Here is a 25,113-nt window from a genome sequence, read left to right on the forward strand (position 1 = left end):
GACGCAACTCAACCCTGTCAGTGGCGTCGAATTTTATGGGAGGGTCTTGGGGTCGCCGCTGCGGGAATGTCAACGCCGGTGAGAGAAACCAGCTTGGAGGGACCTTCCGCCCACGGCGACCCAAAAGTGTACCTGAGGCCTCAGCCTCGTCTCAGCTTTGCCACAGTGTCGCCCTTTTGAAAAGTGCAAAAATGAAAACAGTGGCAAAAAATGTACCTAACAATTGCGTCATTGCGTCCAATTCGGGGGGCGTTTCTCAATAAAGGCGGAAATGCCTTCTTCTGTGTCCCGATGCAGCATATTCTGCGCCATTACCTCTCCGGTATAGGCGTAGGCCTGATCCAAGGGCATCTGAAGCTGTTGATAAAACGCCTCTTTTCCGATTTTGACGGCCGTTCCCAGCTTGCTGCCCAATTGCTCGGCCAATGAGATCGTTTCATGCTCCAGCAGCATTTCGGGCACGACGCGATTGACCAGACCCAATTCCGCGGCCCGTTCAGCCGAGATGAAATCGCCCGTTGTCAGCATCTCAAACGCATGTTTTCTGGGGATATTGCGGCTGAGCGCGACCATGGGGGTCGAGCAGAACAGTCCGATATTCACACCATTCACGCCAAATCGCGTGCCCTCGGCAGCGACCGCCAGATCGCAGGTTGCCACCAACTGGCAGCCCGCAGCCGTGGCGATGCCGTGCACTTGCGCGATAACCGGTTGCGGAAGTGTCTGAATGGACATCATCATTTTGGCGCAGCGCGCGAACAGGTCCTGGAAATAGGCCTTGCCGCCATCCTCGGACTGGCGACCGGCTGTCATCTGTTTCAGGTCGTGCCCGGCACAAAAGGCCTTGCCCGCGCCCGACAGCGTGATCGCTCGAATCGAGCTGTCCTCGCGCAGCGCGTCGAACTCGGATTGAAGGGCCGCCAGCATCTCATCGCTCAGGGCATTCAGCCTGTCAGGCGCGTTCAGTTTCAACTGAGCAACCGCGCCTGTGTCGTTACGTTCCAAAATTGCCATCTTGCCCTCCCGCTGGCTGTTGGTCCAACTCTAGGGCGCGACGTTCAGGAGGGGAAGTATGGGTTTAGCGCTGCAGAAGGACGAACTGTCACAATACCTTCACCAGGTATTTCCGCAGGTGAAACAGGATTTTGTTGTCGAGGACCTGACCGAAGACTGTGTGACCATGCGGATGATGGTGGCCGAGCGTCACTTGCGCCCCGGTGGCACCGTATCTGGCCCGTCCATTTTCAGCCTGGCGGATGTCAGCGTCTATGCGATGGTTTTGGCGCGCAAGGGGCGTCAATCCCTGGCAGTTACCACCAGCGGATCACTGGATTTTCTGCGCAAACCGGAAGGCGGCAAGGATCTGATCGCCGAATGCCGGTTGCTGAAACTGGGGCGCAGCCTTGCGGTCGGGGATGTGCTGATCTTCTCGGAAGGGTCGAACAAGCCTGTGGCGCGGGCCAATATGACTTATTCTATCCCGCCCGAAGGTTCGGCTGCGGCGAAATTTGGTTGAAAAAGGGCCGGGGACGAACCCCGGCCTAGGAAGAGGTCCCGTGATGGGACTGGGGATAATTCAAAGCTGCCAGAAATAGCGTTTTACTTCGCGTGTGGCTTGCATGCGGGTCAAACCCACATCTTCAAGCAGCCTGTCATCCAGATAGCTCAGGTTAATACGACTGCGACGACGGCGTTCCCATTGAGTGACCGCCGCCGCAAACCGCACGGCCAGCGCGGCGATCAGCGGCAGCCGGGGGCTGTCGTTCAGCAGCAAGAGGGCGGGGTTGTGCATTGTGCGTGTCATCTCAGTATTCCCTTCAAATTGTATTGACACAAAGCATTGTTGTTCGGTACAGTTGCTTGATACATTCGATATTGTGTCAAATGCAAAGGAAGAATTGTAATGGATACAATTTGGCCAGAAGCACTGCCAAAATCCAAGGGGCCAAAATACACTCTGGTCGCCGACACAATACGAAAAGCCATCGAAAGCAAAACGTTAGACATCGGAACCAAGCTGCCGCCGGTGCGTGAGCTGGCGTATCGATTGAAAATCACTCCAGGCACAGTTGCGCGGGCTTATACGATTCTGACGGACGAAGGCTTGCTACAAGCCGAGGTTGGGCGTGGTACATTCGTGGCCCCGCCAAAATCACCGATTCTGGACGATGTCTGGGCACGGCAGCTGCATCTGAGGGACGACAAGTACAATGCCAATGTCAGCCTGTTCAGCCCGCGTTTGGCAGATGCCGGGCAGGTGGCGTTGATCCGGGAGTGTCTGCAAAAGGTCTCGCAAGCCGATCCGGGGCTGTTTTTGAATTATCCAACGCGCGATGCGTATCAACCGATGCGTCAGGCGGTTGTCAACTGGTTGTCGGACTTGCCTTTGGGTGCCGTCTCGCATGACGACATTGTACTGACCCACGGCGGTCAGAACGGGCTGTGTCTTGTGTTCCAGACAATCCTGCGCGGTCCAAAGCCGACTGTTCTGGTCGAAGATCTGTCTTATGCCGGGTTCCGTCGGGCCGGAGAGCTGATGCGGGCCGAGGTCATTGGTGTGAAAATGGACAAATGGGGCATCGACCCGCAAGCGATGGAGCATGTGCTGCGGCAGAACCAGGCACAGGCTGTTTGCGTCTCGCCCGAAGTGCAAAACCCAACCGGCGCACATACGCCATTGGAGCGGCGCAAGGAGGTTGTCGAAGTGGCCCGCCGTTTCGATCTGCAAATCGTCGAGGACGATTGTTATCGTATGGGCGACGCCCGCGAACCCAGCTATCGCGCTTTGGCACCGGAACGGGGTTGGCATGTCTCGTCAATCTCAAAGACCCTGACCCCGGCCTTGCGGGTCGGGTTTGCCATTGCTCCGAAGGAACGCAGCGTGGATCTGCGACGCTCGGCGGAATACGGGTATTTCGGTCTGGCGCAGCCGCTTGCGGAACTCACCCGGTTGATCCTGTCCGATCCCCGCACCCGTCAGATCGCGCAGGACGTACGGTCCTGTATGGGCGAATACGTGCGGGTGACGGTGAATGCGCTGGGGGGCTTTGATCTGAACTGGGCGCCGGATGTGCCCTTTGTCTGGCTGAACCTGCCATCCGGCTGGCGCGCCGCCGCGTTCAGCCGCGCGGCTGAGCGGGAAGGGATACAGTTGCGATCCGCGGATGAGTTCGCCCTGCGTGACGGGCGCGCGCCGAACGCTGTGCGTATCGCAATGAACGGTCACGTCTCATTGCAACGGTTCGAGGATGCCATGCTGCGGCTGCGGGCACTGCTGGACAATCCACCTGAACAAATCAGCGTCTAAGCGGTTACAACTCGTCCAGGTAATCCTCGGCCAGATCGGCGATTTCCTTTTGCTTGTCGGTGCCATTGATGACCCGTCGCGCCTCAAGAAAATCGGTCTTTCCCTTCGACACGTAATCTTCAAGCTTTCGCCCCGTGAATGTGCCGATCTTCATACCATGAGCGATGGTGAACAGGGACGCGTCGTGCCGAAGGGCCAGATCGGGGTCGCCGACAAGATCAAGCCCCAGAATACTGGAATACACCTTGTAGTTATTCTCCCAGGTCAGTTGCACATAGCCGCGTCCGTAATAGGGATAGTAGCGAAAGTTGTCCCTCCGCCACTTTTCGCTGAGCCAGTAGGCTTCCTTTACCGGTTCGAAAGTGTGCCCGGTTTCCCACTGCGCGGTTGCAAGGCCGTAGGCGATCTGGGTCTTCAATCCCAAACCGATAAAGCGGAACATGGCGGCGATGCTGTCTTTGACGTCATCTTTGCTGTCGGCGGGCATTGCGAAAATTGTGCGCAGCCGCTTGGCCTTTTTCTTCAGGTGATCGATCACAGCATCAGAGACAACCGAGGGATGGCCATTTCCGATGTCCTGCACCAGTTCGGCAAAGGCGTTTCGGGTTTTGGGTCCGATCAACCCATCTGCTTCGCCAAGGGGGTGGGCGCAGATGGCCAACCCTCTTTGAACGGCGGCCAGTCGGGTTTTGTTCAGGTCATCCAGTCGTGTACCCGGATCGATTTTGTCTAACGCGGACAGGTCCAGCATGTTCCCCTCCTGAAATATGTGCTTGCGATGCAATCGCGTTTTGGAAACTGTCAGAAATTGAAAAATAGGGCAGCAGGATACTGCGCGAGGTGGAATTTAGATGGGGTAAAATAATACCTATTTTTTAACACTTTGTAATTACGTCATAAAATAAGGTTTTCGGTTGTTGACGCGGCATTCCCGCGCGACTAAAACCCGTCCATCGAATTCGGGCCGCTCCGCTGGGGCGGTCTTTCACATCAAACAGGACTATCCTGCCATGAAAACCTTTTCTGCAACACCTGCAGACATCGACAAGAAATGGATCCTGATCGACGCCGAGGGCGTTGTTCTGGGCCGTCTTGCCTCGATCGTCGCCATGCGCCTGCGTGGCAAGCACAAAGCGTCGTTCACCCCGAACATGGACATGGGCGACAATGTCATCGTGATCAACGCTGACAAAATCCAGATGACCGGCAAGAAGCGCGAAGAGAACTTCTACTGGCACACTGGCCACCCGGGCGGCATCAAGTCGCGCACCAAACAGCAGATCCTGGAAGGTGCACACCCCGAGCGCGTTGTGACCCAGGCGGTCAAGCGCATGCTGCCGGGCAACCGTCTGGCGCGCCAGCAGATGACCAACCTGCGCGTTTATGCCGGTGCCGAGCACCCTCATGAGGCGCAAGCGCCCGAAGTTCTGGACGTCAAGTCCATGAACAAGAAAAACACCCGGAGCTAATGACCGATGGCTGATCAGATCAATACTCTCGAAGAGCTGAGCGCCGTCGCAGGCGTCGAAACCGTAGTCGAAGAAGTCATCGCACGTGAACCCGTGCGTGACGAACTGGGCCGTTCGTATGCCACCGGCAAGCGTAAAGACGCTGTTGCCCGCGTTTGGATCAAGCCGGGTTCCGGCAAGGTCACCGTGAACGGCAAAGACCAGGACAAGTACTTCGCGCGTCCCGTTCTGCAGCTGATCCTGCGCCAGCCGTTCCAGGTTGCCGGCGTGGAAGGTGAGTTTGACGTTGTTGCAACCGTCAAAGGCGGTGGCCTGACCGGTCAGGCCGGTGCGGTCAAGCACGGCATCTCGAAAGCGCTGCAACTGTACGATCCGTCGCTGCGCGGCGCTCTGAAAGCCGCTGGCTTCCTGACCCGCGACAGCCGCGTTGTGGAACGTAAGAAATACGGTAAGCGCAAAGCGCGTCGTTCGTTCCAGTTCTCGAAGCGTTAATCGCTGCGGAATACGACATTCGAAGGGCTCGCATTTGCGAGCCCTTTTTCTTTGCGATTACTCTTCGTAGACCAGTTTCCACGCCCCGTTTTCGACCACGTTCACAAAGACCGTGTCCGCGCCCTGATGGTCATCCGGGCCGTAGGTGATGTGGTTACCGACCAGTTCGTCGGTGTAGTCCAGCGACTCCATTGCCGCGATAAAGCTTTCATGGGTCAGGTCCGGACCGGCGGCCTCTAGCGCCTTGACCATCATTTCCGCAGCGGAATAGCCCAGCATCGCAAAGCCAACCGGATCTTCACCCGTTGCGGCCTTGTATTCCTCGATAAACGCAGCCGGCGCAGGTTCGTCGGCGCGTGCCCAAAGATCCTTCCACGACGCCGCCGCGTAGAAACCGTCGGTCACACCGCCCGGCACCTGCGCGACAACGGTCAGGAAGCTGGCCGAGGTGCCCAGGAATTTCATGTCGGTCAGGCCCATTTTCTTGGCAGTCCCAACGACCGTGATCGCCTGCCGTACGCCAAGCGCCATGGTGACGATGTCGCAGCCTTCTTCCTTGAGTTTGCTTAGCGAGCCGACAAAGTCCGTCTCATCCGGCTTGTGGGTGGTTTCTGCGACAAAGGAAATCCCGGCTTCTTCAGCTCCGGCTTTGCTGCCTTCCAGAATTTCCTCTCCAAAATCGGTGGGAAGATACATGGTGCAGACAGATTGTGATCCAAACTCACCGTTGAGGTATTTCACGCCAACCCGGGCCTGATCATAATAGGTCGAGAAGGATGTGAACTTATTGTCCATCGGTTCCTGCAGCATCTGCCGCGCGGCGGTAAGAGGGGCAACGTTGGGAATACCTTTGGGGTCCAGCAACTTGAACCCGGCCAGGTTCATCGGTGTGCCCAGCGATTGCAGCATGGCAAACACCTTGTCGCGGTTCAGCAGCTTGTTATAGCCCTGCATCGCGCGCGGCATCTGATAGCCATTGTCCTCGACCACATAGCGGATCGTGCGACCATGCACGCCACCTGCGGCATTCACTCGATCAAAGACCACATTCGCGCCTTTGGTGGCCGGAACACCCACGGCGGCGAAAATACCGCTCAGATCATTGACCGAGCCGATCACGATCTCATCGTCAGTGACCCCTTGCGTTTGCGCCCAACCCATCGTTGCCGCTGCAGTCAGCGCCGCAGCAACAGTCAGTCGGTTCCTCAACTTGCTCATCTTTCTCCTCCCGTTTTATCCCTTGGTTAACTGTACATATCTTCAATCAAATGTGCGTGTTTCTTTTCCACCAGCCCGCGTTTCAGTTTCATCGTGGCGGTCAGTTCGTCATCCTCGGCCGTCAGCAAAACGTCGATCAGGCGGAAATCCTTGATCTGTTCAACCCGCGCGAAATCGGAATTGACCGAGGCGACTTCGGCACCGATCAGATCCTTGATTTCGGTTGCAGCGCAAAGTGATGCAAAGTTCGAGAAGGGGATTTTGCGGTCTTGCGCAAATTTCTCGACGTTTTCCTGATCGATCATGATCAGCGCGGTCAGGTATTTGCGCTGATCACCCACGATCACCGCGTCCGAGATATAATGGCTGAACTTCAACCGGCTTTCGATTTCAGCCGGGGTGATGTTCTTGCCGCCCGCCGTGATGATAATATCCTTCATCCGACCTGTGATCGAGAGAAACCCGTCCTCGTCAATTTTCCCGACATCGCCGGTGCGCAGCCAACCGTCGGTGGTAAAGCTTTCAGCGGTTTTGGCATTGTTGCGCCAATAGCCCTGAAAGACATTCAGGCCCTTTACCTGAATTTCCCCGTCCTCCGAGATACGCATGGCACACCCCTCGACCGCGCGGCCAATGGTGCCGACGCGGTTGTCTTCGATCGTGTTCAGGGATGCCAGACCCGAGGTCTCGGTCATGCCAAACCCTTCGATCAACGGGACACCAATGGCCCAGTACCATTTCAGCAGATCAGGTGAGATCGGCGCCGCCCCGGACCCGCCGCGGCGCATTTTGTCCATGCCCAGCATCCGCCGCAGATTGCGCAGCACCAGATGATCCCAGACCCAGAACCGCGCGGCAATACTGGTCGGGACAGGCTGGCCTGTCGTCAGGTACTCGGCCCTTGCCAACCCGGCCTTTACCGCCAGACCAAAGGCCAACCGGCCCAGCGGCGTGGCATCCTGCGACATGATCTGGACCTGCGCATAGATCTTCTCCCACACACGGGGAACAGCGGTGAATGTGGTGGGCGAGACCTCTTGCAGGTTGGCGAACACCGTTTCCGGGCTTTCGGCGAAATTGACGGTGCAGCGGGCGGCCAAGGGGAAAAAGACGGAAACATCCCGTTCGAGAATATGGCACAGGGGCAGGAAGCAGAGCTGCTCGTCGCTGGCCAGGGTCGGCAGCGCCCTTGCACCGCATTCGATACCGGCCAGAATGTTCTCGTGACTCAGCATCGCGCCTTTTGGTTGGCCAGTGGTGCCCGAGGTGTAGACCAGCAAGGCGGTGTCCTGCGGTTTGGCAAGGGCAATTTCGGCCTCGAACCGGCTCGGATCTTCGGCTTCGGCCTGTTTGCCAAGCGCATAGAGGTCTTCGATCATCATACAGCGGGGATGATCCAGATCGTGCAGACCTTCGTCTTCCAGGATGATGACCTTGAGCAGCCCCGGAACGTCGTCTTCGACCTCAAGGAACTTGTCCAGTTGTTCCTCGTTCTCAACGATCAGAAACCGGCTGTCGCTGTCATTGATCAGGTATTGCACCTGTTTGGCCGCGTCAGTGGTGTAGATGCCGGAAGAAATCCCACCAACGCATTGAATACCCATGTCGAACCAGGCCCATTCCTTGCGGTCCTCGGACAGGATCGAGACCACTTCCCCGCGCTTAAGCCCAAGTTTTCGCAGCGCCAGACCGATCCATTTGGCTTGTTGCCAATAGTCGGTCCACGAATAGGACTTCCAGATGCCCAGATCCTTTTCCCGATGGGCCGTGCGATCACCCAGTTCCGCGCAACGGGTTTGGAAAAGGTCCGAGATCGTGATGCAGCCATCCACGCGCACGGGGCGCTGACCGGGCGTTGCGTTCAACTGCACGCCGTTGATCGTGATCTGATGGGGCAGGGGGGTGCTGTCCATCCGTGTCACCTCCACGTCTTTTTCCGCTTCCAGCGGCGGTTTTCCCGCGCGCCTTCTTCCTGCACGCCCAGATAGAAATTCTGGATGTCCTCGGATTGCAGCAATGTGTCGGCAGCCCCATCCATGACGATGCGTCCGACCTCCATCACATAACCATGATGGGCCAGTTCCAGCGCCGCATGGGCGTTCTGTTCGACCAGCATCATCGTCATGTTCTGTTCGTCATTCAACCGTTTGAGGATGCCGAAGATCTCCTGAACAAGCAGCGGCGACAGACCCAGCGAGGGTTCGTCCAGCAGCATGATCTTTGGACTGGCCATCAGGCCCCGGCCAATCGCCAGCATTTGCTGCTGCCCGCCTGACAGGGTTCCGGCCTCTTGCCCGCGACGTTCCTTCAAAACCGGAAAATAGCTGAACACCATCTCGCGATCCTGTTCGATCTGGGCTTTGTCCTTGGCCGTGTAGGCCCCGAGGCTGAGGTTTTCGTTCACGGTCAGCAAGGGAAACACCTCGCGCCCCTCGGGGACATGAACGATGCCTTGTTGCACAACCTTATGCGGCTCGGACCCCTGAATATCCCGCCCGTCGAAGGTGATCTTGCCTTTTTCGGGGTCCATGACGCCCGAGACGGTTTTCATCAGCGTGGTCTTACCCGCGCCATTGGCCCCAAGGATCGAGACGATCTGACCCGGATGCACATCCAGCGAAACACCGCGGATGGCCATGATCGGGCCATAGAAGCTTTCGATATTGCGGATTTTCAGGATCGGCTCGCTCATGAGGCTTTCCCCAGATAGGCCTCGACCACGGCGGGGTGGGATTGCACCTCGGCGGGTGTTCCAAGGGCCAGTTTGGCCCCGTCCGCCATGGCCAGAACGCGGTCAGACACGCCCGAGACCAGACCCATGTCATGTTCGACCATAAGCACGGTGATCCCCATCTGCCGCCGGATGTCATCGATCCACCAGCGCATATCCGTGGTTTCCTCGACCGACAGGCCTGAGGCTGGTTCGTCCAGCAGCAACAGCTTTGGATCGGTGGCCAGCGCGCGCGCCACCTCGACCACTTTGCGCACACCGTATGGCAGGCCCGAGATCATCTTGTCGCGATAGGCCTGCAGGTCGAGGAAGTCGATGATCTGTTCGACCTTCTCGCGGTTTTCCAGTTCCTGCCTGCGGGCCGAGGGTAGGAACAGAACCTCGGACAGCAGGTTGGTTTTGCGGTGCCGGTGCCGACCGACCAGCAGGTTTTGCAGCACGGTGGCATGTTCGAACAACTCGATATTCTGAAAGGTCCGCGCCACGCCAAAGGCGGCCACGCCCGAAGGTTTCACCCGCAACAGATCATGCCCGTCAAAGCGGATCGAGCCCGCGACCGGGTCATAGAAGCGTGAGATCAGATTGAACACAGTGGACTTGCCCGCGCCGTTGGGGCCGACGATGGCAAACACCTCGCCCTCCTCGACCTCAAACGACAGATTGTCGACCGCGGTGACGCCGCCGAATTTCAGGGTGACGTTCTCGAACTCCAGCAGACTCATCTCAGACGCTCCGTCTTGAGATAGGATTTCTGCCGTTTGAACATGTCCTTGCGGTAGAAGGGGAACAGCTCGAACCAGGTGCGGATTTTCAGCCAGCGGCCATACATGCCCAAGGGTTCGAACAGGATGAAGGCGATCAGGATCATGCCGAAAATGCCGAATTCCAGCCCCGGAATAGCGACTGTACTGCCGCCGAACAGGACACCCACATACTCCTTCGAGATTGACAGGAATTGCGGCAGGAAGCCGATCACGATAGCCCCCAGAAACGCGCCGTGGATCGAGCCCAGCCCACCAATCACAATCATCATCAACAACTGGATCGAGATCAGAACTGAGAAAGTTTCATTGTTGAACGCCCCAGAAAACATGCCCATCAACGCGCCGGCCCAGCCGGTTACGGCACAGGACAACGCGAACGAGATCATCTTGGTTCGGGCAATATCGACCCCCATGGCTTGCGCGGAGACTTCCGAATCCCGCACGGCGATGAAGCTGCGCCCCAAAGGTGCGCGCAGCAGGTTGACATAGCCCAGCGTGACCAGAACAGCGACGCTCAGCACCAGCCAGAAGAATGGGGCGGGGGTGCCCCAGCGATCCACACTCAGGCCAAAGATGTCGACGCCGCCGATGAACTTGCCCGCCACGCCACCCGTCAGAGGCTCGGCCAGAACGATCACGTCATCCATCAGGATGGACAATGCCATGGTAAAGATCGCCAGATAGATCCCGTGCAGGCGCAGGGCAGGGATGGCCACGGTGACACCGGCTATTCCGGTCAGGACACCGGCCAGCGGGAAAGCGATCAGGAAGGGTACGCCAGCCTCGATCAGGATCACATTGGCATAACAGCCAAAGGCCAGAAATGCAGCGTGACCAAGGCTGACCTGCCCCGTATGGCCGGTCAGGATCATCAGACCCAGACCGGCGATGGCCCAGATCAGGACATTGGTCAACTCACCCAGATAAAAGTCATCCAGCCACCACGGGGCAACCGCGACGACGACTAGCAGGAGCAGATACAGAACCAGTTGGTAGCGGTCCTTCCAGGGCCGAATATCCTGCATGTAGTTGGTTTTGAAAACGATGCGCATCGATCAGACCTTCTTGACCCGAACCTGGCTGAACAGGCCGTTGGGCCGGAAGATCAGCACGGCCAGCAGCAGCGCATAAGGGGCGATCTGGCTGTAGCCTGCGGCGATATAACGGCTGGCAAACGGCTCGATCACGCCGACGATCAGACCACCCGCCAACGCGCCGGGCAGGCTGCCGAAGCCGCCAATCACGGCGGCAGCAAAAGCCTTGATCCCCAGCAAGCCCGTCGTTGGATCGACCGAGCCCTTCGCGGCGAAGAGGATACCGGCGATCCCGGCCACAACTCCGGCCAGCGCCCAGATGAACCCCTGCACGCGCTTGACCGGAATGCCCATGTAATAGGCCGCCAACTGGTTCTGTGACGCACCCTGCATCGCCAGCCCCAGCTTGGTTCTGCTGAAGAACACATAAAGACTCCAGGTCAGCAGGATGGTGACGACGATGACAGCAACGTCCTCCATCCCCAGAACAAGCCCGCCAAAGCGGACCTCTTTTCCGGCCAGTGGGTTTTGCAGTGTCTGCGGCTCGTGCCCCCAGATCAGCCCGGCGACAAAGCGGATCACAAAACCCAAAGCGATGGTCAGGATGACAACGGCGGTTTGGCTTTGGCCGAACATGCGGCGAATGATCAGGCGGTCCAGCAGATACCCCAGCGCCCCCATGATACCCAGAGAAATCGGCAATGCCATCCAGAAGGGCAGGCCCATATATTCGGTGTTTGTCAGGCCGATCGTGACAAAGGCCCCCAGCATCATGAAATCGCCTTGTGCGAAGTTCACCGCTTCGGTCGCCTTGTAGATCAGGACAAAACCAAGCGCGATCAGGCCGTAAACACACCCGTTCGCCAGCCCGCTGATCAGCAGCTGCGCGTTATCCAAACTCACCTCCCCATGCCGGTTGTCCGGTTCGTGTCCAACCCGCACAGCAAAGGTGCGGCGTTCGTTCTACTATGGCGTGATAATCACCTTCCCGTCACTCTTTTTTAGCGCATCGGCAAGATTTGGGATCAGATTCCTGAGTGTAAGCCGTTCTGACACATCGGTTTTCCATCGCCCATCGGCAAACCGGGCCTGAACTTCGGTCACAACGCGCATCTGGTCTGCGGGCGGCGTGGACATCATCCATTGCGTCAGCCAGAAGCCTTCGATCCGCTTGCCCATAAAGATCAACTGACCGGTTTGCGTCAGCGTCGGGGCCTCGTTGCCCAGCTTGCCATAGCACACCCACTGCGCCTTGTTTGGCATGGCACAGAACACCTGTTCCGAGAGTTGATCCATCACCGCATCCAGAAACATGCGAGGTTTCAGTGTGCGGCTCAGCTCGGCGAATTTCTGGCCCACATCAGGGTCCGAGGCGACCAGCACCTCGGACGCGCCAAGGTCTTTGAGCATATCGACAGTCTCGGCCCGCCGGACCAGAGCGATGGGTTTCAGACCCAGATCGCGCCCCAAGCTGCACATCAGCTTGCCCAGTTGGCTGGTCGCGGCCGAGATGACAAAGGCGTCGCCTGCCTCTTTCGCCATGTCGACCATTGCCATCGCGGTCAGCGGGTTGACGATCTGAGCCGCACCGTCATCGTCCGAGATGTCCGGGCGCAGCGGGATGCACATCTGCATCTGGGTCACCACATACTCGGCCCACGCGCCCGAACCTGCCGCCACAAAGGCCACGCGCTGATCCTGTAACGACTCGGCCCCTTTGCCGGTGGCCACCACATCGCCGCACCCCTCAAAACCCGCCGCAGCCCCCTTGACCCGAGGTTGTCCGTACTCGCCCTTGATGAAATGCAGATCCGATGGATTGACCGAGGCTGCACGCAGCTTGATCAGAACCTGACCGGGGCCGGGCTGGGGAACGGGCAGTTCCGCTTCGGCCAGCCAGTCATCGGCATCCTCGATCACCGGGCCGGTCATGGTGCCGGAATAACCCTCATGCCTGAGGATGGTTGCGAACATGGAAGAGGGGATATCGGTCACGGTTACGTCCTCAAAATTGTCGCCGTTGTATCGCTTGAATCCGAAGGACCCTGCGAAATGGCGATGGTTTGGGTGTAACGTGAGCCAAGCAAATGGGGGCTGCTGCGTCAATCGCGCGGATACCTGACCCAACGGAAGGGACGGTAACGTCCAAAAAAGGGGTCAGCCCTGAAAGCTGACCCCCGTTTTTTTATTGTTGCGTCAACAGATTGCGCAGGTCCTGGATCTTTTGCAAAATCGTCTCGGGCGAGGCTTTGATCTCATCAAAGATCTGGATCGCCTGGGTTTTCAGCTCTTCCGACAGCGCGCTGCCCTGAACCGAGGCAACCATGGCGTCATAGTCGAACTGCTGCGCGGTCAGCATTCCGTCCTGCAGCCACGAGTTGAAGAGTTCCTGACCCTGACCTGCCAGCGCCGCAACCTGATCGCCAGCCTGCTCGGCCGCATCCGCGGCTTGATCCGCGACCGAAGACGCGGCCTCGGCTGCCTGATCCGCAGCAGCATCCAACGCTTCCGAGGCGGTATTCTGCGCGGACTCAACCGCGTCAGTCACAGCCTCTTGCGCGTCGGCCACCGCGTCGCTTGCCGCGTCTTGTGCCTCTGTCGCCGCGTCGTTCACAGCTTCGGCTGCATCTTGTGCGGCGTCCTGCAATTGCTCTGCCGGGGTGGGCTCGGGTTGGTTCAGATAGTAATAGCCGCCAGCGCCGATTGCAGCGATGACAATGGCCAGAATAAGAGTACGCGACATGTGAATCTCCTTTGGAATTTGTGTCGCCGGGATGCGGCAAAACTAACTGTTCTCAAAGGGGAATTCCGCGAGTTTTTCTGCATCTGCGAGATATGCGCCATGCTACGCTGATCCAGCCGGTCCGGCACGGCAATAACACGCCAACCCGCACGATGATCTTAGATTTCTGGCCACACACCACTTGAAAGTTGCGCGCTCTTTGACGTCGGAATTTCTGGCTACTATGATTGAGTGGCGGAGAGACAGGGATTCGAACCCTGGGTGGGCTTGCACCCACAACGGTTTTCGAGACCGCCCCGTTCGACCACTCCGGCACCTCTCCGCGGGGGTCTGTGAGGGGGGGATTTAGTGAGGAACGGGCAGGGGTGCAAGCAGAAAATTCCTCAAACTCAGAAAGCCGTGATTTTCCATTGCCTGCCGGATCAAAACACCTAGGCTGATGGGTATGACACATCATGCCCAACGCCTTGCTCTTTCGTTTTTGGCCCCGCTTATCGCGCTGTTGCTTTTGCCTTCACTTGTGGCCGCAGCCAATCGTGACCGGATTGAGGCTTTTCTGACCACCACGGGATTTGACGTTGCCCTGGAAAGCATCGCACTTGCGTCCGGGTCGGCACCGCAAATGCTTGGAATAGACCCGGACGGATTCGGCTCGGACTGGACGCGCCTGACGGAAGAGGTGTTCGACACCGAGGGCATGCATGAAACAGCCGTGTCGATCCTTGAGCAGACCCTGAATGACGAGGCTTTGAACCATGCGGTTGACTTTTATGCCTCGGATCTGGGTCAGCGCTTGGTCGTGGCCGAAAATGCCTCGCACTTGAAAGAGGATGAGGACGGCAAGCAACTGGAAGGACAGCAGATCTTTGCCGCGCTGGTCGAGGCGGGGTCGCCACGGGTGGAAAGCTACAAGCGTATGAACGCGGCGATTGACTCGTCGGGGACTGCATTGCGGGCCTTGCAAGAGATTCAGGTGCGGTTTCTGCTGGCGGCAAGCGCTTCGGGCGTTATCGAATTGCAGCTGAGTGCGGATGAGTTGCGGGAAATGCTCAAACGCAATGAGGCCGGGATGCGCCAATCGCTGCAATTGTCCGGGCTGGCGGGGGCTGCGTATACCTATCAGGGCTTCTCGGATGCCGAAGTGGATGACTATGTCGAGGCGCTGGAACACCCGCTGATGCAGGAAGTCTACGAATTGCTGAACGCGATCCAATACGAGATCATGGCCATGCGGTTCGAAGTTCTGGCAGCCCGAATGGCTGAATTGCACCCCGCGCAAGACATATGATGCGTCTGCTGACACTTATTCCCGCGCTGCTTTTCTGGGTTGCGCCCGGCTTTGCCAGTGAAAAGGTCGAACGGCTGGCCCTGGCCATGCATTTGATGCAGGCGATGGACATTATTGTCGACGAAGGCGACACCCAGCGGCAGGAGCTGGACAAGACCCTATTGGACAATTCCGGTGGCGAGTTCTTTGAGGCGCAGGTCGAGGACATCTTTGACCCTGTCTGGATGCGCAACCGGATGACCGACGCTTTTGAGGTCGGACTGACCGATGCTCAACTGGATCAGGCAATCGTGTTTTTCGAAAGCGACCTGGGACAGACCATTATCACGCTGGAAAACTCGGCCCGGCGGGCATTTCTGGATGAAACCATCGAGGATATGGCGCGGGAGGCTTATGAAAATGCCTCGAAGGACGACGTGCATTATGAACTGGTGGACGAGTTTATACAGGTAAACGATCTGATTGACCTGAACGTTCAGGGCGCGCTGAGTGCCGATTACAATTTCTTCAAGGGGTTGGAATACGGCCCCAGCTCTGACGATGCCGAGTTGCTGGCGCAGCTTTTGGCCGAACAGGATGCGGTTACCGCAGATACGACCTCATGGGTCTATTCCTTTCTGCTGATGGCCTATGCCCCGCTGGACGAGACGCAGATGCGCGAATACATTGCCTTTTCCCGAACCGAGACGGGCAAGGCCCTGAACGACGCCTTGTTTGACGGGTTCGACCGGATGTTCGATGGAATTTCCTTCCGCTTGGGCGAGGCCGTTGCACAGGTTTTGAACGCCCCGGATCTTTAGGCCCGGTTGGGTGTTGACTTTGCCCCGCAATCTATGGATAAGCGCGCATCCCGGCCGGTTTTCCGCGCCGGGTCTCGTTATTATTTGACCCATCGGGATTGTCCCGGGGTCGTCACACAGCCCGAAAAGGGCGCGCTGTTCGAGGTGGCGAAAGCCGGCAACACCCATACGGGGACCACAGAACGCGGGTATGAAAAGGAAAGACGCATGTTTGCGGTCCTCAAGACTGGCGGCAAGCAGTACAAGGTTCAGGCGGGTGATATCCTCCGCGTTGAAAAACTGGCTGCCGACGCAGGTGAAAAAGTTCAATTCAACGATGTTCTGATGCTGGGCGGTGACGCTCCGGTTGTTGGTGCACCTTTCGTTGAAGGCGCAGGCGTACAGGCCGAAGTGATCGAACAGATCAAAGGTGACAAGGTCATCAAGTTCGTCAAGCGCCGTCGTAAGCACAGCTCGAAGCGTACCGTTGGCCACCGTCAGAAGCTGACTCTGGTCAAAATCACCGACATTCTGTCGTCGGGCGCTGACAAGTCGGGCATCAAAGCTGCAACCGGTTCGGCACCGGCTGGCGAAGCGTCACCTGCTGCAAAGCCTGCCAAGAAAGCTGAAGCCAAAGTAGAGGCACCTGCCGCTGCTGCTGCCGCCGACGATCTGACCAAGCTGAACGGTGTCGGCCCTGCCGCTGCCAAAAAGCTGGTTGAAGCCGGTATCGAGAGCTTTGCCGCTCTGGCCGCCTTGTCGGACGAGCAGATTGCTGCTATCGACACCATCAAAGTGAAACCCGAATGGGTTGAGCAAGCCAAAGAGCTGGCTCAGGGCTAAGGAGAGAGAGAATGGCACATAAAAAAGCTGGCGGTTCCTCCCGTAACGGTCGCGACTCAGCGGGTCGTCGCCTTGGCGTGAAACTCTATGGTGGCCAGGCAGCCATCGCAGGCAACATCATCGTACGTCAGCGCGGCACCAAGTTCTGGCCGGGCGAAGGCGTAGGCATGGGCAAGGATCACACCATCTTTGCAACCACCGATGGCGCCGTGAAGTTCCACAAGGGACTGAAAAACCGCACCTTCATTTCGGTCCTGCCAGTGGCGGAGGCCGCAGAGTAAGCCGAAACCCATAAGGTTAATAAAAAATTCATGGGGGACCGGCAGAAAGTGCCGGTCCCTTTTTCGTTTTAACGCAGTCGTGATTGACCACCCTAATGACAGTCGCAACCACCAGTTTCCTGATCTTTGCCGCCAGCCAGGTCGGCACGCCGGGACCAGCCAATATGGTCCTGCTGGGAACAGGTGCGCGCTATGGTTTTCGGGCGGCGTTGCCTTTTGTGGGCGGCGTTATTCTGGGCAAGCAGTTGATCATCTGGCCTGTTGGGTTCGGGCTGATGCAGGTGGCCGATCAGGCGCCGTTGGTGTTTGAGGTGCTGAAATATGCCTCGGCCGCGTACATTATCTGGCTGGCGTGGAAGATTGCCAATCTGCGGTTGGCGCGCGGAAACGCTGACACGCAAGTGCCGGGTTTTCTGGCCGGGCTGATCGTTCACCCGCTGAACCCCAAGGCGTGGGCGATGATCATTGCCGGGTTCACGGGCTTTGTGGCCGTGGGCACATCAAGTTTTGAAGCGACGTTAACAATCGCTCTTTGCCTGTTGTTTTGTCAGGTCTTATTGCACCCGGTCTGGACTTTTGCAGGCGATCGGATCGCCCAGACGGTTGAAGGTCGGCCTGCGGAAAAATATCTGATGTGGACGTTAGCCAGTTTAACCGTTGCGTCCGTACTTTTTGTGTTGTTCGGAGGAGGAACGCACTCATGAAACTTGAGACGATAATCAATCAGCCGGTCATCGAAACCGAGCGGTTCGACCTGCGCCCCCTGCGCCGGTCGGATATGGGTCTCATTGAACATTATGCAGGCGATGAGCGCGTGGCGCGGATGACAACGTCGATTCCGCACCCATTGCCGCCGGGCTCGATTGAGGCCTTTGTGACCCGTTCGATGGCCGAAGACCGGGACGAAGACGTCTGGGCGATGGACGCCACCAAGGATGGCGGGCCTGAACTGATCGGCCTGATCTCGTTGCAGCGGCTGGATCGCAACCAGTCCGAGGTCGGCTATTGGGTCGCTCCGGTTTACTGGAACACAGGCATCGCGTCCTTGGCGGTCGAGGCTCTGGTTCTGGCGAATCCGCTGGAAAACTCGACCATGTTCGCCAGCGTGTTTCAGGACAACCCGGCCTCGGCCCGGGTGCTGACCCATTGCGGGTTTGAATATCTGGGGGACGCCGAAAGCTATTCGGTGGCGCGCGACGCAAATGTGCCCACCTGGACCTATAGTAAAAAACTCTGACTTGTGGCCGATGGGGCCTTTGCAGTAGGGGACTGACATGAAATTTCTCGATCTTGCAAAGGTCTACATCCGGTCCGGGGCCGGCGGTAGCGGCTGCGTCAGCTTCCGACGCGAAAAATACATCGAATACGGCGGACCCGATGGCGGGGACGGCGGTAAGGGCGGGTCTGTCTGGGCCGAGGTTGTGGATGGGCTGAACACCCTGATCGACTTCCGCTATCAACAGCATTTCTTCGCCAAGAACGGCCAGCCCGGTCGCGGTCAACAACGCACCGGCAAGGATGGTGACGACATCATCCTGCGCGTACCTGTCGGGACCGAGATTCTGGACGAGGACGAAGAGACCGTCATTTGCGACCTGACAGAGGTCGGACAGCGGTTCTTGCTGGCCAAGGGCGGCAATGGTGGGTTCGGCAACCTGCATTTCAAATCGGCCACCAACCAGGCCCCGCGCCGTGCAAATCCGGGGCAGGCGGGGATTGACCGCACCATCTGGCTACGGCTGAAGCTGATCGCGGATGTGGGTCTGCTTGGCATGCCCAACGCGGGCAAATCGACCTTTCTGGCAGCGACCTCGAATGCCCGACCCAAGATCGCCGACTATCCGTTTACAACGCTGCATCCCAATCTTGGTGTTGTCGGCGTCGATAACGTCGAATTCGTCGTGGCCGATATCCCCGGCCTGATCGAGGGCGCGCATGAGGGGCGCGGAATCGGCGACCGGTTCCTTGGCCATGTCGAACGCTGCGCGGTTCTGTTGCATCTAGTCGATGGCACCTCGGAAACCGTGGTCGAGGATTATCGGACCATCATCACCGAGCTTGAAGCCTATGGCGGAGAGCTGGCGGACAAGCCGCGCATCACCGTGCTGAACAAGATCGACGCTTTGGACGAGGAAGAGCGCGATCTGATCAAGGCCGAGCTTGAAGAGGCCGTTGGTGGCCCCGTCATGACCATGTCCGGTGTTGCTCGTCTCGGCGTGACCGAGGTGTTGCGGGCTTTGCGCGCGCAGATCGACGAAAACCGCCTTCGCCAAAAGCCCGCTGAGGAGGTTCAGTCTTGGCAACCCTGACCGCAGCACGCCGCTTGGTGGTCAAGATCGGGTCTGCCTTGCTGGTTGACCGGCACACCGGTTTGCTGCGCTCGGACTGGCTGAAATCACTGGCGCAGGACGTGGCGTGGCTCAAGGGGCAGGGCGCGGATGTCATTCTGGTGTCCTCCGGCTCAATCGCATTGGGTCGCGGCGTTCTGGGATTGCCGATGGCAGACTTGCCACTGGAGAAATCGCAAGCGGCAGCGGCAGTGGGTCAAATCAGGCTGGCGCGCGCCTATGAAGAGGCGCTGGCCCCTCATGACATCACCACGGCTCAGGTGTTGGTCACGCTGGAGGACAGTGAGGATCGGCGGCGCTATCTGAACTCGCGCGCCACGCTTGAGACTTTGTTGGGGCTGGGTGTTGTGCCCATCGTCAATGAAAACGACACCGTCGCCACGGACGAGATTCGCTATGGCGACAATGACCGTCTGGCCGCGCAAATCGCGGTGACGGTCGGGGCCGATCAGCTGATCCTTCTGTCCGACGTCGATGGGTTCTATTCCGGCAATCCGAACGAAGACCCCTCGGCCACCCGCTATGACACCATCGACACCATCACGCCCGAGATTGAGGCGATGGCAGGCGATGCCGGGTCCGGCCTGTCCAAAGGCGGGATGAAGACCAAGTTGCTGGCCGCCAAAATGGCGACTGCGGCGGGCTGTGACATGGCGATAACCGAAGGATCGCCCATCAACCCATTGAAATTGCTTGAAAATGGCGCGAACTGCACGTGGTTCACGGCGACGTTGGACCCGCATGCAGCCCGCAAGCGCTGGATCTCAGCCATGAAACCACGTGGGGAGATCAAGGTGGATGCGGGTGCCGCAAAAGCGCTGGCCAATGGCAACAGCCTGCTGCCCGCCGGTATCGTCGAAGTCACCGGAGATTTCGGGCGCGGCGACCCCGTTGCAATCCTCGACCCGCAGGCGCGGCGACTGGCGCAAGGGATCAGCCGCTATACCGCGCAGGAAGCGGACGCGATCAAGGGGCGCAAATCCTCGGAGATTGAGGCGACGCTGGGCTATCCCGGTCGCGCGGCGCTGATCCACAGGGATGATTTGGCGCTGTAATGGCGCAGAAAGGCATATGATATGAAGGACCTCGACAATATCCCCGCCCTGATGGCCGACCTTGGCAAACGCGCCAAAGAGGCTGCGCGCGAACTGGCCTTTGCCAGCGCCGAGCGCAAACATGCGGCCCTGATCGCGGCTGCTGAGGCCGTTTGGGCCAACCGTGCGGAAATCATCGAGGCCAACAAGAAAGATCTGGAGTTTGGTCGTGACAAGGGCCTGAGCCCCGCAATGATGGATCGCCTGATGCTGGACGAATCCCGCATTCAGGGCATGGTTGACGGGCTGCGCACTGTCGCGGACCAGACCGACCCTGTGGGTGAGGTGATCACCGAATGGGACATGCCCTCGGGCCTGAATATTCAGCGGGTGCGCACGCCGTTGGGTGTGATCGGCGTGATTTACGAAAGCCGCCCCAATGTGACGGCAGACGCTGGGGCCTTGTGCCTGAAATCCGGGAATGCGGTGATTCTGCGCGGTGGATCCGAAAGCTTCCACTCCTCAACTGCCATCCACGCGTGTCTGGTCGAAGGGTTGAAGGCCGCGAAACTGCCTGAGGATGCGATTCAACTGGTGCCGACCCGGGATCGCGCCGCAGTTCAGGAATTGCTGACCATGACCGACTATGTCGATGTCATCGTGCCCCGAGGTGGCAAAGGCCTTGTCGGGCTGGTTCAGCGCGAGGCGCGCGTTCCGGTCTTTGCGCATCTGGAAGGCATCGTGCATATCTACATCGACAAAGCCGCTGACCCGCAAAAGACGCTGGACGTGGTGCTGAACGCAAAAACCCGCCGCACCGGTATCTGCGGCGCGGCTGAGTGTATTCTGGTCCATCAGGACGTCGTAGACACGTTGGGGCGTGACGTGATCGCGGCGCTGATTGCAGCGGGTGTCGAGGTCCATGCCGAGGGCGCTCTGGCCACAGAAGGGACCGTCGCAGCCACCGCCGATGATTGGGGCAAAGAGTTTCTGGACAGCATCATCGCTGCCAAACCCGTTGCCGATATCGACGCGGCGATTGCGCACATCCAACAGTTCGGCTCGAACCACACCGACTGTATCATGACTGAGGACACTGCTGCCGCAGGGCGCTTCTTCGAACGGCTCGACAGTGCGATTTTGATGCACAACGCCTCAACCCAGTTTGCTGATGGTGGTGAATTTGGGATGGGCGCTGAAATCGGGATTGCCACCGGCAAGATGCATGCGCGCGGACCGGTGGGCGCGGCGCAACTGACCAGTTTTCAGTACCTGGTGCGCGGCAACGGCACCACCCGCGCCTAAAACCGAAGGGCGACGCGGGTTGAGTTGGTTTCTACGCTAACCCGCCGCCCCATCGCGGTCGCCGTCTCCGGCAGAAGGGCAAACTGCACCTGCGCGGGCGTGATCTTTTTGGGAAACCGCCCCGTTGTGACGTTCTTCCAAAGATCAGGGTCGACATTTAACTTGTCCGCCGTCCCGGTCACCTGCCAGCCGGTACCATTGACTGAAATCTCGACCTCGCCACCCAAGGGCATCGCACTTTCGCAACACATCAGCGCCAGAAAGGCCAGCTTGACCTGATTGCGCGGCACCGGCTCGGTCAGGTTCCAGTTCACCCGCACACGTCCGGCGCGTTCGATATCCTTCAGCAATTCAGCGACTTCGGTCTTCCCCAGCGGCTGATCGCTGGCCGACCCGAACGCCACCCGAAAGAACCGGATACGCGCGCCCGCGCTGCCAACACTGCCCGAGATCAACTCCATCTCGGGGCCCTGCACTGCGCCAACCATGTCCAACAGTTCCAATCCGTTGGTGATTGCCCCAATCGGGCTGATCAGATCGTGACAGATCCGCGAGCCGATCAGCTCGGCCAGGTTGACGTCCGTAGCGCCCATGCGTACCTCCTGCTGTATCTGCCACCGGACCGGAGCCCAAATGTCAGACCTCAATGCCATTCTTGCACCGGGCATGTATGTCCGCCACCCGGATTTCCCCGATTGGGGTATCGGACAGGTGCAGTCCAACATCGCAGGCAAGATCACCGTTAACTTTCGCGAGCAGGGGAAAGTGGTAATCGACGGGACACGCATTGCCCTGGTGCCGGTCTTTGATCCGTGAAACTGGTTTAGGAAAGGTTAACGCTGAACACCAGATGTGGCCGTGTTGCCTTTACGTGAAAACCTGCGGTATCAGCCGGGGGCAATTCAAAGGATAGACATGCCGGATACAGGCCCCTCATTTACCATCAAACTCGCCGAAACCGAGGATGACCTGCGCGCCGCGCAACGGCTGCGCTATGATGTGTTCGTGCGCGAACTGGGCGGCGGCGGCGAGATGGTCGATCACGACGCGGGTCTGGAACAGGACAAGTTCGACCCGTATTTCGATCACATGCTGGCCATTGACGACCTGAGTGGCGAAGTTGTGGGCGTTTACAGGCTGTTACCGGGCGAACGTGCTGCGGAAATCGGGCAGTTCTATTCCGAAGACGAGTATGATCTGACCGTCTTAAAGCAAAGCGGACGCAAGCTGTTGGAATTGGGCCGGTCCTGCCTGCATGCAGATTATCGCGGTGGTACTGCGATGTATCACCTGTGGAATGGCTTGGCCGCCTATGTGAACGAACGCGGGATCGAAGTTCTGTTCGGCGTCGCCAGCTTTCACGGCACCGATGTTCAACCCCTCGCGCAATCCCTGTCCATGCTGCACCACAACCATCTGGCCCCCGAGGATCTGCGGGTGCGGGCACAGCCGGACGTGTTTCAATCGATGGATCTGGTCGCGCCCGAAGACCTCGACCGCCGCGCCGCGATGGTGCAGGTGCCCGCGCTGATCAAAGCCTATTTGCGTTTGGGTGGATTTGTGGGCGAGGGGGCGTTTATCGACCATGCGTTCAACACCACGGATGTTTGCCTGATCCTGGATACCGCCCTTATGAACGAGCGGCAAAAACGCATCTATGGTGGGGCATAACCGGCGTGAACGATCCATTGTGGAATAGTGACGAGGCACCTGACCCGATCAATCTGGGTCCGCTGGGCTGGGTTCTTGTCATCTTGCGCGGGGTGCCTCTGGCGCTTTTGGTGTTTGGGGGCCTGATCGTCCTTCTGACCATTCGCCTGTTCGAACTCCCTCTCTTCGGGGTTCGTCGTCCGATTACTCCGTTCATCGCGCAATTTGTGTGCCGCAATGCACTCCGGTTTCTGGGTATCGGTTTTCGAACGTCGGGCGAGTTGATGCAGCAGCGCGGAGCTGTGGTGGCGAACCACACGTCCTGGCTGGACATCTTCGCCCTGAACGCGCGCAAGCGGATTTACTTTGTGTCCAAGGCCGAGGTCGCGAAATGGCCCGGAATCGGCTGGCTGGCCCGTTCGACCGGAACCGTATTTATCGAGCGGAACCCAAAAAAGGCGCGCGAGCAGACCAAAGTGTTCGAGTCTCGCCTGAAGGCCGGACACAAACTGTTGTTCTTCCCCGAAGGGACTTCGACCGATGGATTGCGGGTTTTGCCATTTAAAACAACGCTCTTCGCGGCATTCTTCGCAGATGAACTGCGTGATTTTATGTATGTGCAGCCTGTTTCCGTCGTGTTTCACGCGCCAAAGGAGCAACCGGATCGGTTCTATGGCTGGTGGGGTGATATGGAGTTCGGTCCGCACCTTCTCAAGACACTCGGCGCACTGCGTCAGGGTTCGGTCGAACTGATTTACCACGCGCCCGCCAAGGTCAGCGACTTTGAAAACCGCAAGGCGCTGGCAGCCCATTGCGAAGAGGCCGTGCGGCATGCGCACAGCCTGGCGCGGCTTGAAAAATAAGGGCAAAGGCCCTTGCACTGCATCAAAACCTGCCGTATACGCGCGCCATTCAAACCCGCAGGCGGGGTTTGGGCTTTTTGAGGGAGACATCCTCATCAAGACCGCCGGTTGGAGCATCCGCTTCTTTCACCCCCGCCCAGGCGTAAACCGGAAAAGGAAAATAGCATGGCTCTTCCCGAGTTCTCCATGCGTCAGCTGCTGGAAGCTGGCGTTCACTTTGGTCACCAGACACAGCGTTGGAACCCCCGCATGGGCCCGTTCATCTATGGTTCGCGCAATGGCATCCACATCATGGACCTGACCCAGACTGTTCCGATGCTGGACCAGGCGCTGCAGGCCGTTCGTGACACCGTTGCAAAAGGTGGCCGCGTTCTGTTCGTTGGTACCAAGCGTCAGGCCGCCGGCCCGATCGCCGAAGCCGCTGAAAAGTCGGCTCAGTACTACATGAACCACCGCTGGCTGGGCGGCACGCTGACCAACTGGAAAACCGTTTCCCAGTCGATCAACCGTCTGAACCAGATCGACGAAGCGATGGAATCAGGCGCCGAAGGCCTGACCAAGAAAGAGCGTCTGGGCATGGAACGTGACCAGGCCAAGCTGCAGGCGTCGCTGGGCGGTATCCGCGAGATGGGCGGCGTTCCTGACCTGCTGTTCGTCATCGACGTCAAAAAAGAAGCACTGGCCATCGCCGAAGCCAACAAGCTGGGTATCCCGGTTGTGGCCGTTGTCGATACCAACTGCTCGCCCGACGGCGTTGACTATATCATCCCCGGCAACGACGACGCAGCGCGCGCCATCGCTCTGTACTGCGATCTGGCAGCCCGTGCCGCGTTGGACGGCATGACCGCTCAGCTGGGTGCCGCAGGCGTTGACCTGGGCGAGTTCGAAGAAGCCCCGGTTGAAGAAGCCGTTGCAGAAGAAGCTGAAGCACCTGCCGAAGCGTAAGCTGCCCGTCACGTAAATG

At 58.6% G+C, this 25,113-nt stretch carries 28 protein-coding genes, 1 tRNA gene and 1 pseudogene; 17 read left to right on the forward strand and 13 right to left on the reverse strand.

Features of this window, described 5'->3' with window-relative positions; translation table 11 throughout:
• Nucleotides 1–228: 228 nt before the first annotated feature.
• Nucleotides 229–1,023, reverse strand: a pseudogene (locus ACR0KJ_RS03750) (enoyl-CoA hydratase); the annotation flags it as partial.
• A 49-nt stretch (nt 1,024–1,072) separates the two neighbouring features.
• Between ACR0KJ_RS03750 and ACR0KJ_RS03755 the strand changes: the two are divergent.
• Nucleotides 1,073–1,516, forward strand: a complete 444-nt coding sequence (locus ACR0KJ_RS03755; RefSeq protein WP_480625999.1) for a PaaI family thioesterase — start codon at nt 1,073–1,075, stop codon at nt 1,514–1,516.
• Between the two features lie 60 nt (nt 1,517–1,576).
• Here ACR0KJ_RS03755 and ACR0KJ_RS03760 read toward each other — a convergent pair whose 3' ends face one another.
• Entirely contained in the window at nt 1,577–1,804 is a 228-nt protein-coding gene (locus tag ACR0KJ_RS03760; protein ID WP_170450749.1) for a YjiS-like domain-containing protein, read from the reverse strand.
• Between the two features lie 99 nt (nt 1,805–1,903).
• Between ACR0KJ_RS03760 and ACR0KJ_RS03765 the strand changes: the two genes are divergently transcribed.
• On the forward strand, nt 1,904–3,307 hold the full coding sequence (locus ACR0KJ_RS03765) for an aminotransferase-like domain-containing protein (protein WP_480626000.1): 1,404 nt from the start codon (nt 1,904–1,906) through the stop codon (nt 3,305–3,307).
• A gap of 4 nt (nt 3,308–3,311) precedes the next feature.
• Here ACR0KJ_RS03765 and ACR0KJ_RS03770 read toward each other — a convergent pair whose 3' ends face one another.
• Nucleotides 3,312–4,058 (reverse strand): glycoside hydrolase family 19 protein, encoded by a 747-nt coding sequence (locus ACR0KJ_RS03770; protein ID WP_170621791.1) that lies wholly within the window; start codon nt 4,056–4,058, stop codon nt 3,312–3,314.
• A gap of 259 nt (nt 4,059–4,317) precedes the next feature.
• On the opposite strand from ACR0KJ_RS03770, the gene rplM reads away from it, so the two are divergent.
• Nucleotides 4,318–4,776 (forward strand): 50S ribosomal protein L13, encoded by a 459-nt coding sequence (gene rplM / locus ACR0KJ_RS03775; protein ID WP_039536983.1) that lies wholly within the window; start codon nt 4,318–4,320, stop codon nt 4,774–4,776.
• 6 nt (nt 4,777–4,782) lie between these two features.
• Complete coding sequence (gene rpsI, locus ACR0KJ_RS03780; protein WP_170518545.1) at nt 4,783–5,268, forward strand: 30S ribosomal protein S9; 486 nt, start codon at nt 4,783–4,785, stop codon at nt 5,266–5,268.
• A gap of 57 nt (nt 5,269–5,325) precedes the next feature.
• Here rpsI and ACR0KJ_RS03785 read toward each other — a convergent pair whose 3' ends face one another.
• The 9 genes from ACR0KJ_RS03785 to ACR0KJ_RS03825 form a co-directional block, all read right to left on the reverse strand.
• On the reverse strand, nt 5,326–6,486 hold the full coding sequence (locus ACR0KJ_RS03785) for an ABC transporter substrate-binding protein (protein WP_170621792.1): 1,161 nt from the start codon (nt 6,484–6,486) through the stop codon (nt 5,326–5,328).
• A 26-nt stretch (nt 6,487–6,512) separates the two neighbouring features.
• Nucleotides 6,513–8,399: an AMP-dependent synthetase/ligase gene (locus ACR0KJ_RS03790; protein ID WP_480626001.1), complete on the reverse strand. Its 1,887-nt coding sequence runs from the start codon at nt 8,397–8,399 to the stop codon at nt 6,513–6,515.
• 5 nt (nt 8,400–8,404) lie between these two features.
• The gene (locus tag ACR0KJ_RS03795) at nt 8,405–9,178 is read right to left on the reverse strand and encodes an ABC transporter ATP-binding protein (RefSeq protein ID WP_170518554.1); all 774 of its coding nucleotides are present in this window, start codon (nt 9,176–9,178) and stop codon (nt 8,405–8,407) included.
• Nucleotides 9,175–9,939, reverse strand: coding sequence for an ABC transporter ATP-binding protein (locus ACR0KJ_RS03800; RefSeq protein ID WP_170450735.1), 765 nt, complete (start codon nt 9,937–9,939; stop codon nt 9,175–9,177). Before ACR0KJ_RS03800 ends, ACR0KJ_RS03795 begins: the two co-directional genes overlap by 4 nt.
• On the reverse strand, nt 9,936–11,033 hold the full coding sequence (locus ACR0KJ_RS03805) for a branched-chain amino acid ABC transporter permease (protein ID WP_480626002.1): 1,098 nt from the start codon (nt 11,031–11,033) through the stop codon (nt 9,936–9,938). Before ACR0KJ_RS03805 ends, ACR0KJ_RS03800 begins: the two co-directional genes overlap by 4 nt.
• Before the next feature lie 3 nt (nt 11,034–11,036).
• Nucleotides 11,037–11,912, reverse strand: a complete 876-nt coding sequence (locus ACR0KJ_RS03810) for a branched-chain amino acid ABC transporter permease (RefSeq protein WP_170450732.1) — start codon at nt 11,910–11,912, stop codon at nt 11,037–11,039.
• Nucleotides 11,913–11,981: 69 nt separating this feature from the next.
• Nucleotides 11,982–13,010, reverse strand: coding sequence for an alcohol dehydrogenase catalytic domain-containing protein (locus ACR0KJ_RS03815; protein WP_480626003.1), 1,029 nt, complete (start codon nt 13,008–13,010; stop codon nt 11,982–11,984).
• 190 nt (nt 13,011–13,200) lie between these two features.
• On the reverse strand, nt 13,201–13,758 hold the full coding sequence (locus tag ACR0KJ_RS03820) for a hypothetical protein (RefSeq protein WP_480626004.1): 558 nt from the start codon (nt 13,756–13,758) through the stop codon (nt 13,201–13,203).
• A gap of 232 nt (nt 13,759–13,990) precedes the next feature.
• A tRNA-Ser gene (locus ACR0KJ_RS03825) sits at nt 13,991–14,080 on the reverse strand.
• Nucleotides 14,081–14,203: 123 nt separating this feature from the next.
• On the opposite strand from ACR0KJ_RS03825, the gene ACR0KJ_RS03830 reads away from it, so the two are divergent.
• From ACR0KJ_RS03830 to ACR0KJ_RS03870, 9 genes are all read left to right on the forward strand, one after another.
• Nucleotides 14,204–15,046 (forward strand): DUF2059 domain-containing protein, encoded by an 843-nt coding sequence (locus ACR0KJ_RS03830; RefSeq protein WP_170621798.1) that lies wholly within the window; start codon nt 14,204–14,206, stop codon nt 15,044–15,046.
• The gene (locus ACR0KJ_RS03835) at nt 15,046–15,846 is read left to right on the forward strand and encodes a DUF2059 domain-containing protein (RefSeq protein ID WP_170519763.1); all 801 of its coding nucleotides are present in this window, start codon (nt 15,046–15,048) and stop codon (nt 15,844–15,846) included. The genes ACR0KJ_RS03830 and ACR0KJ_RS03835 overlap by 1 nt, the downstream gene beginning before the upstream one ends.
• A gap of 207 nt (nt 15,847–16,053) precedes the next feature.
• Nucleotides 16,054–16,668, forward strand: a complete 615-nt coding sequence (locus ACR0KJ_RS03840) for a 50S ribosomal protein L21 (protein WP_480626005.1) — start codon at nt 16,054–16,056, stop codon at nt 16,666–16,668.
• An 11-nt stretch (nt 16,669–16,679) separates the two neighbouring features.
• Entirely contained in the window at nt 16,680–16,949 is a 270-nt protein-coding gene (gene rpmA, locus ACR0KJ_RS03845) for a 50S ribosomal protein L27 (RefSeq protein ID WP_039535512.1), read from the forward strand.
• Between the two features lie 95 nt (nt 16,950–17,044).
• A complete protein-coding gene (locus ACR0KJ_RS03850; protein ID WP_480626006.1) occupies nt 17,045–17,653 on the forward strand; it encodes a LysE family translocator in 609 nt (202 codons plus the stop codon).
• The gene (locus ACR0KJ_RS03855; protein ID WP_170450716.1) at nt 17,650–18,186 is read left to right on the forward strand and encodes a GNAT family N-acetyltransferase; all 537 of its coding nucleotides are present in this window, start codon (nt 17,650–17,652) and stop codon (nt 18,184–18,186) included. The genes ACR0KJ_RS03850 and ACR0KJ_RS03855 overlap by 4 nt, the downstream gene beginning before the upstream one ends.
• 37 nt (nt 18,187–18,223) lie before the next feature.
• A complete protein-coding gene (gene obgE / locus ACR0KJ_RS03860) occupies nt 18,224–19,258 on the forward strand; it encodes a GTPase ObgE (RefSeq protein ID WP_170518578.1) in 1,035 nt (344 codons plus the stop codon).
• A complete protein-coding gene (gene proB, locus ACR0KJ_RS03865; RefSeq protein ID WP_170518581.1) occupies nt 19,246–20,352 on the forward strand; it encodes a glutamate 5-kinase in 1,107 nt (368 codons plus the stop codon). The genes obgE and proB overlap by 13 nt, the downstream gene beginning before the upstream one ends.
• Nucleotides 20,353–20,373: 21 nt before the next feature.
• Nucleotides 20,374–21,636, forward strand: a complete 1,263-nt coding sequence (locus ACR0KJ_RS03870) for a glutamate-5-semialdehyde dehydrogenase (RefSeq protein ID WP_480626007.1) — start codon at nt 20,374–20,376, stop codon at nt 21,634–21,636.
• Here the strand turns inward: ACR0KJ_RS03870 and ACR0KJ_RS03875 are convergent.
• Entirely contained in the window at nt 21,633–22,229 is a 597-nt protein-coding gene (locus ACR0KJ_RS03875) for a histidine phosphotransferase family protein (protein ID WP_170450707.1), read from the reverse strand. The genes ACR0KJ_RS03870 and ACR0KJ_RS03875 overlap by 4 nt on opposite strands.
• A gap of 40 nt (nt 22,230–22,269) precedes the next feature.
• Between ACR0KJ_RS03875 and ACR0KJ_RS03880 the strand changes: the two genes are divergently transcribed.
• The 4 genes from ACR0KJ_RS03880 to rpsB all read left to right on the forward strand — a co-directional run bounded on the left by ACR0KJ_RS03880 (nt 22,270) and on the right by rpsB (nt 25,094).
• Nucleotides 22,270–22,452 carry a DUF3553 domain-containing protein gene (locus tag ACR0KJ_RS03880; RefSeq protein ID WP_170450705.1) on the forward strand — a complete coding sequence of 61 codons (183 nt, stop codon included), beginning with the start codon at nt 22,270–22,272 and terminating at the stop codon, nt 22,450–22,452.
• Between the two features lie 99 nt (nt 22,453–22,551).
• Nucleotides 22,552–23,307 carry an L-ornithine N(alpha)-acyltransferase gene (olsB, locus tag ACR0KJ_RS03885; RefSeq protein ID WP_480626008.1) on the forward strand — a complete coding sequence of 252 codons (756 nt, stop codon included), beginning with the start codon at nt 22,552–22,554 and terminating at the stop codon, nt 23,305–23,307.
• 5 nt (nt 23,308–23,312) lie between these two features.
• Nucleotides 23,313–24,149 (forward strand): lyso-ornithine lipid O-acyltransferase, encoded by an 837-nt coding sequence (gene olsA, locus ACR0KJ_RS03890; protein ID WP_170450701.1) that lies wholly within the window; start codon nt 23,313–23,315, stop codon nt 24,147–24,149.
• A gap of 165 nt (nt 24,150–24,314) precedes the next feature.
• Nucleotides 24,315–25,094: a 30S ribosomal protein S2 gene (rpsB, locus tag ACR0KJ_RS03895; protein ID WP_170450699.1), complete on the forward strand. Its 780-nt coding sequence runs from the start codon at nt 24,315–24,317 to the stop codon at nt 25,092–25,094.
• Nucleotides 25,095–25,113: the final 19 nt, after the last annotated feature.

This window comes from Ruegeria sp. AD6 (assembly GCF_056542325.1).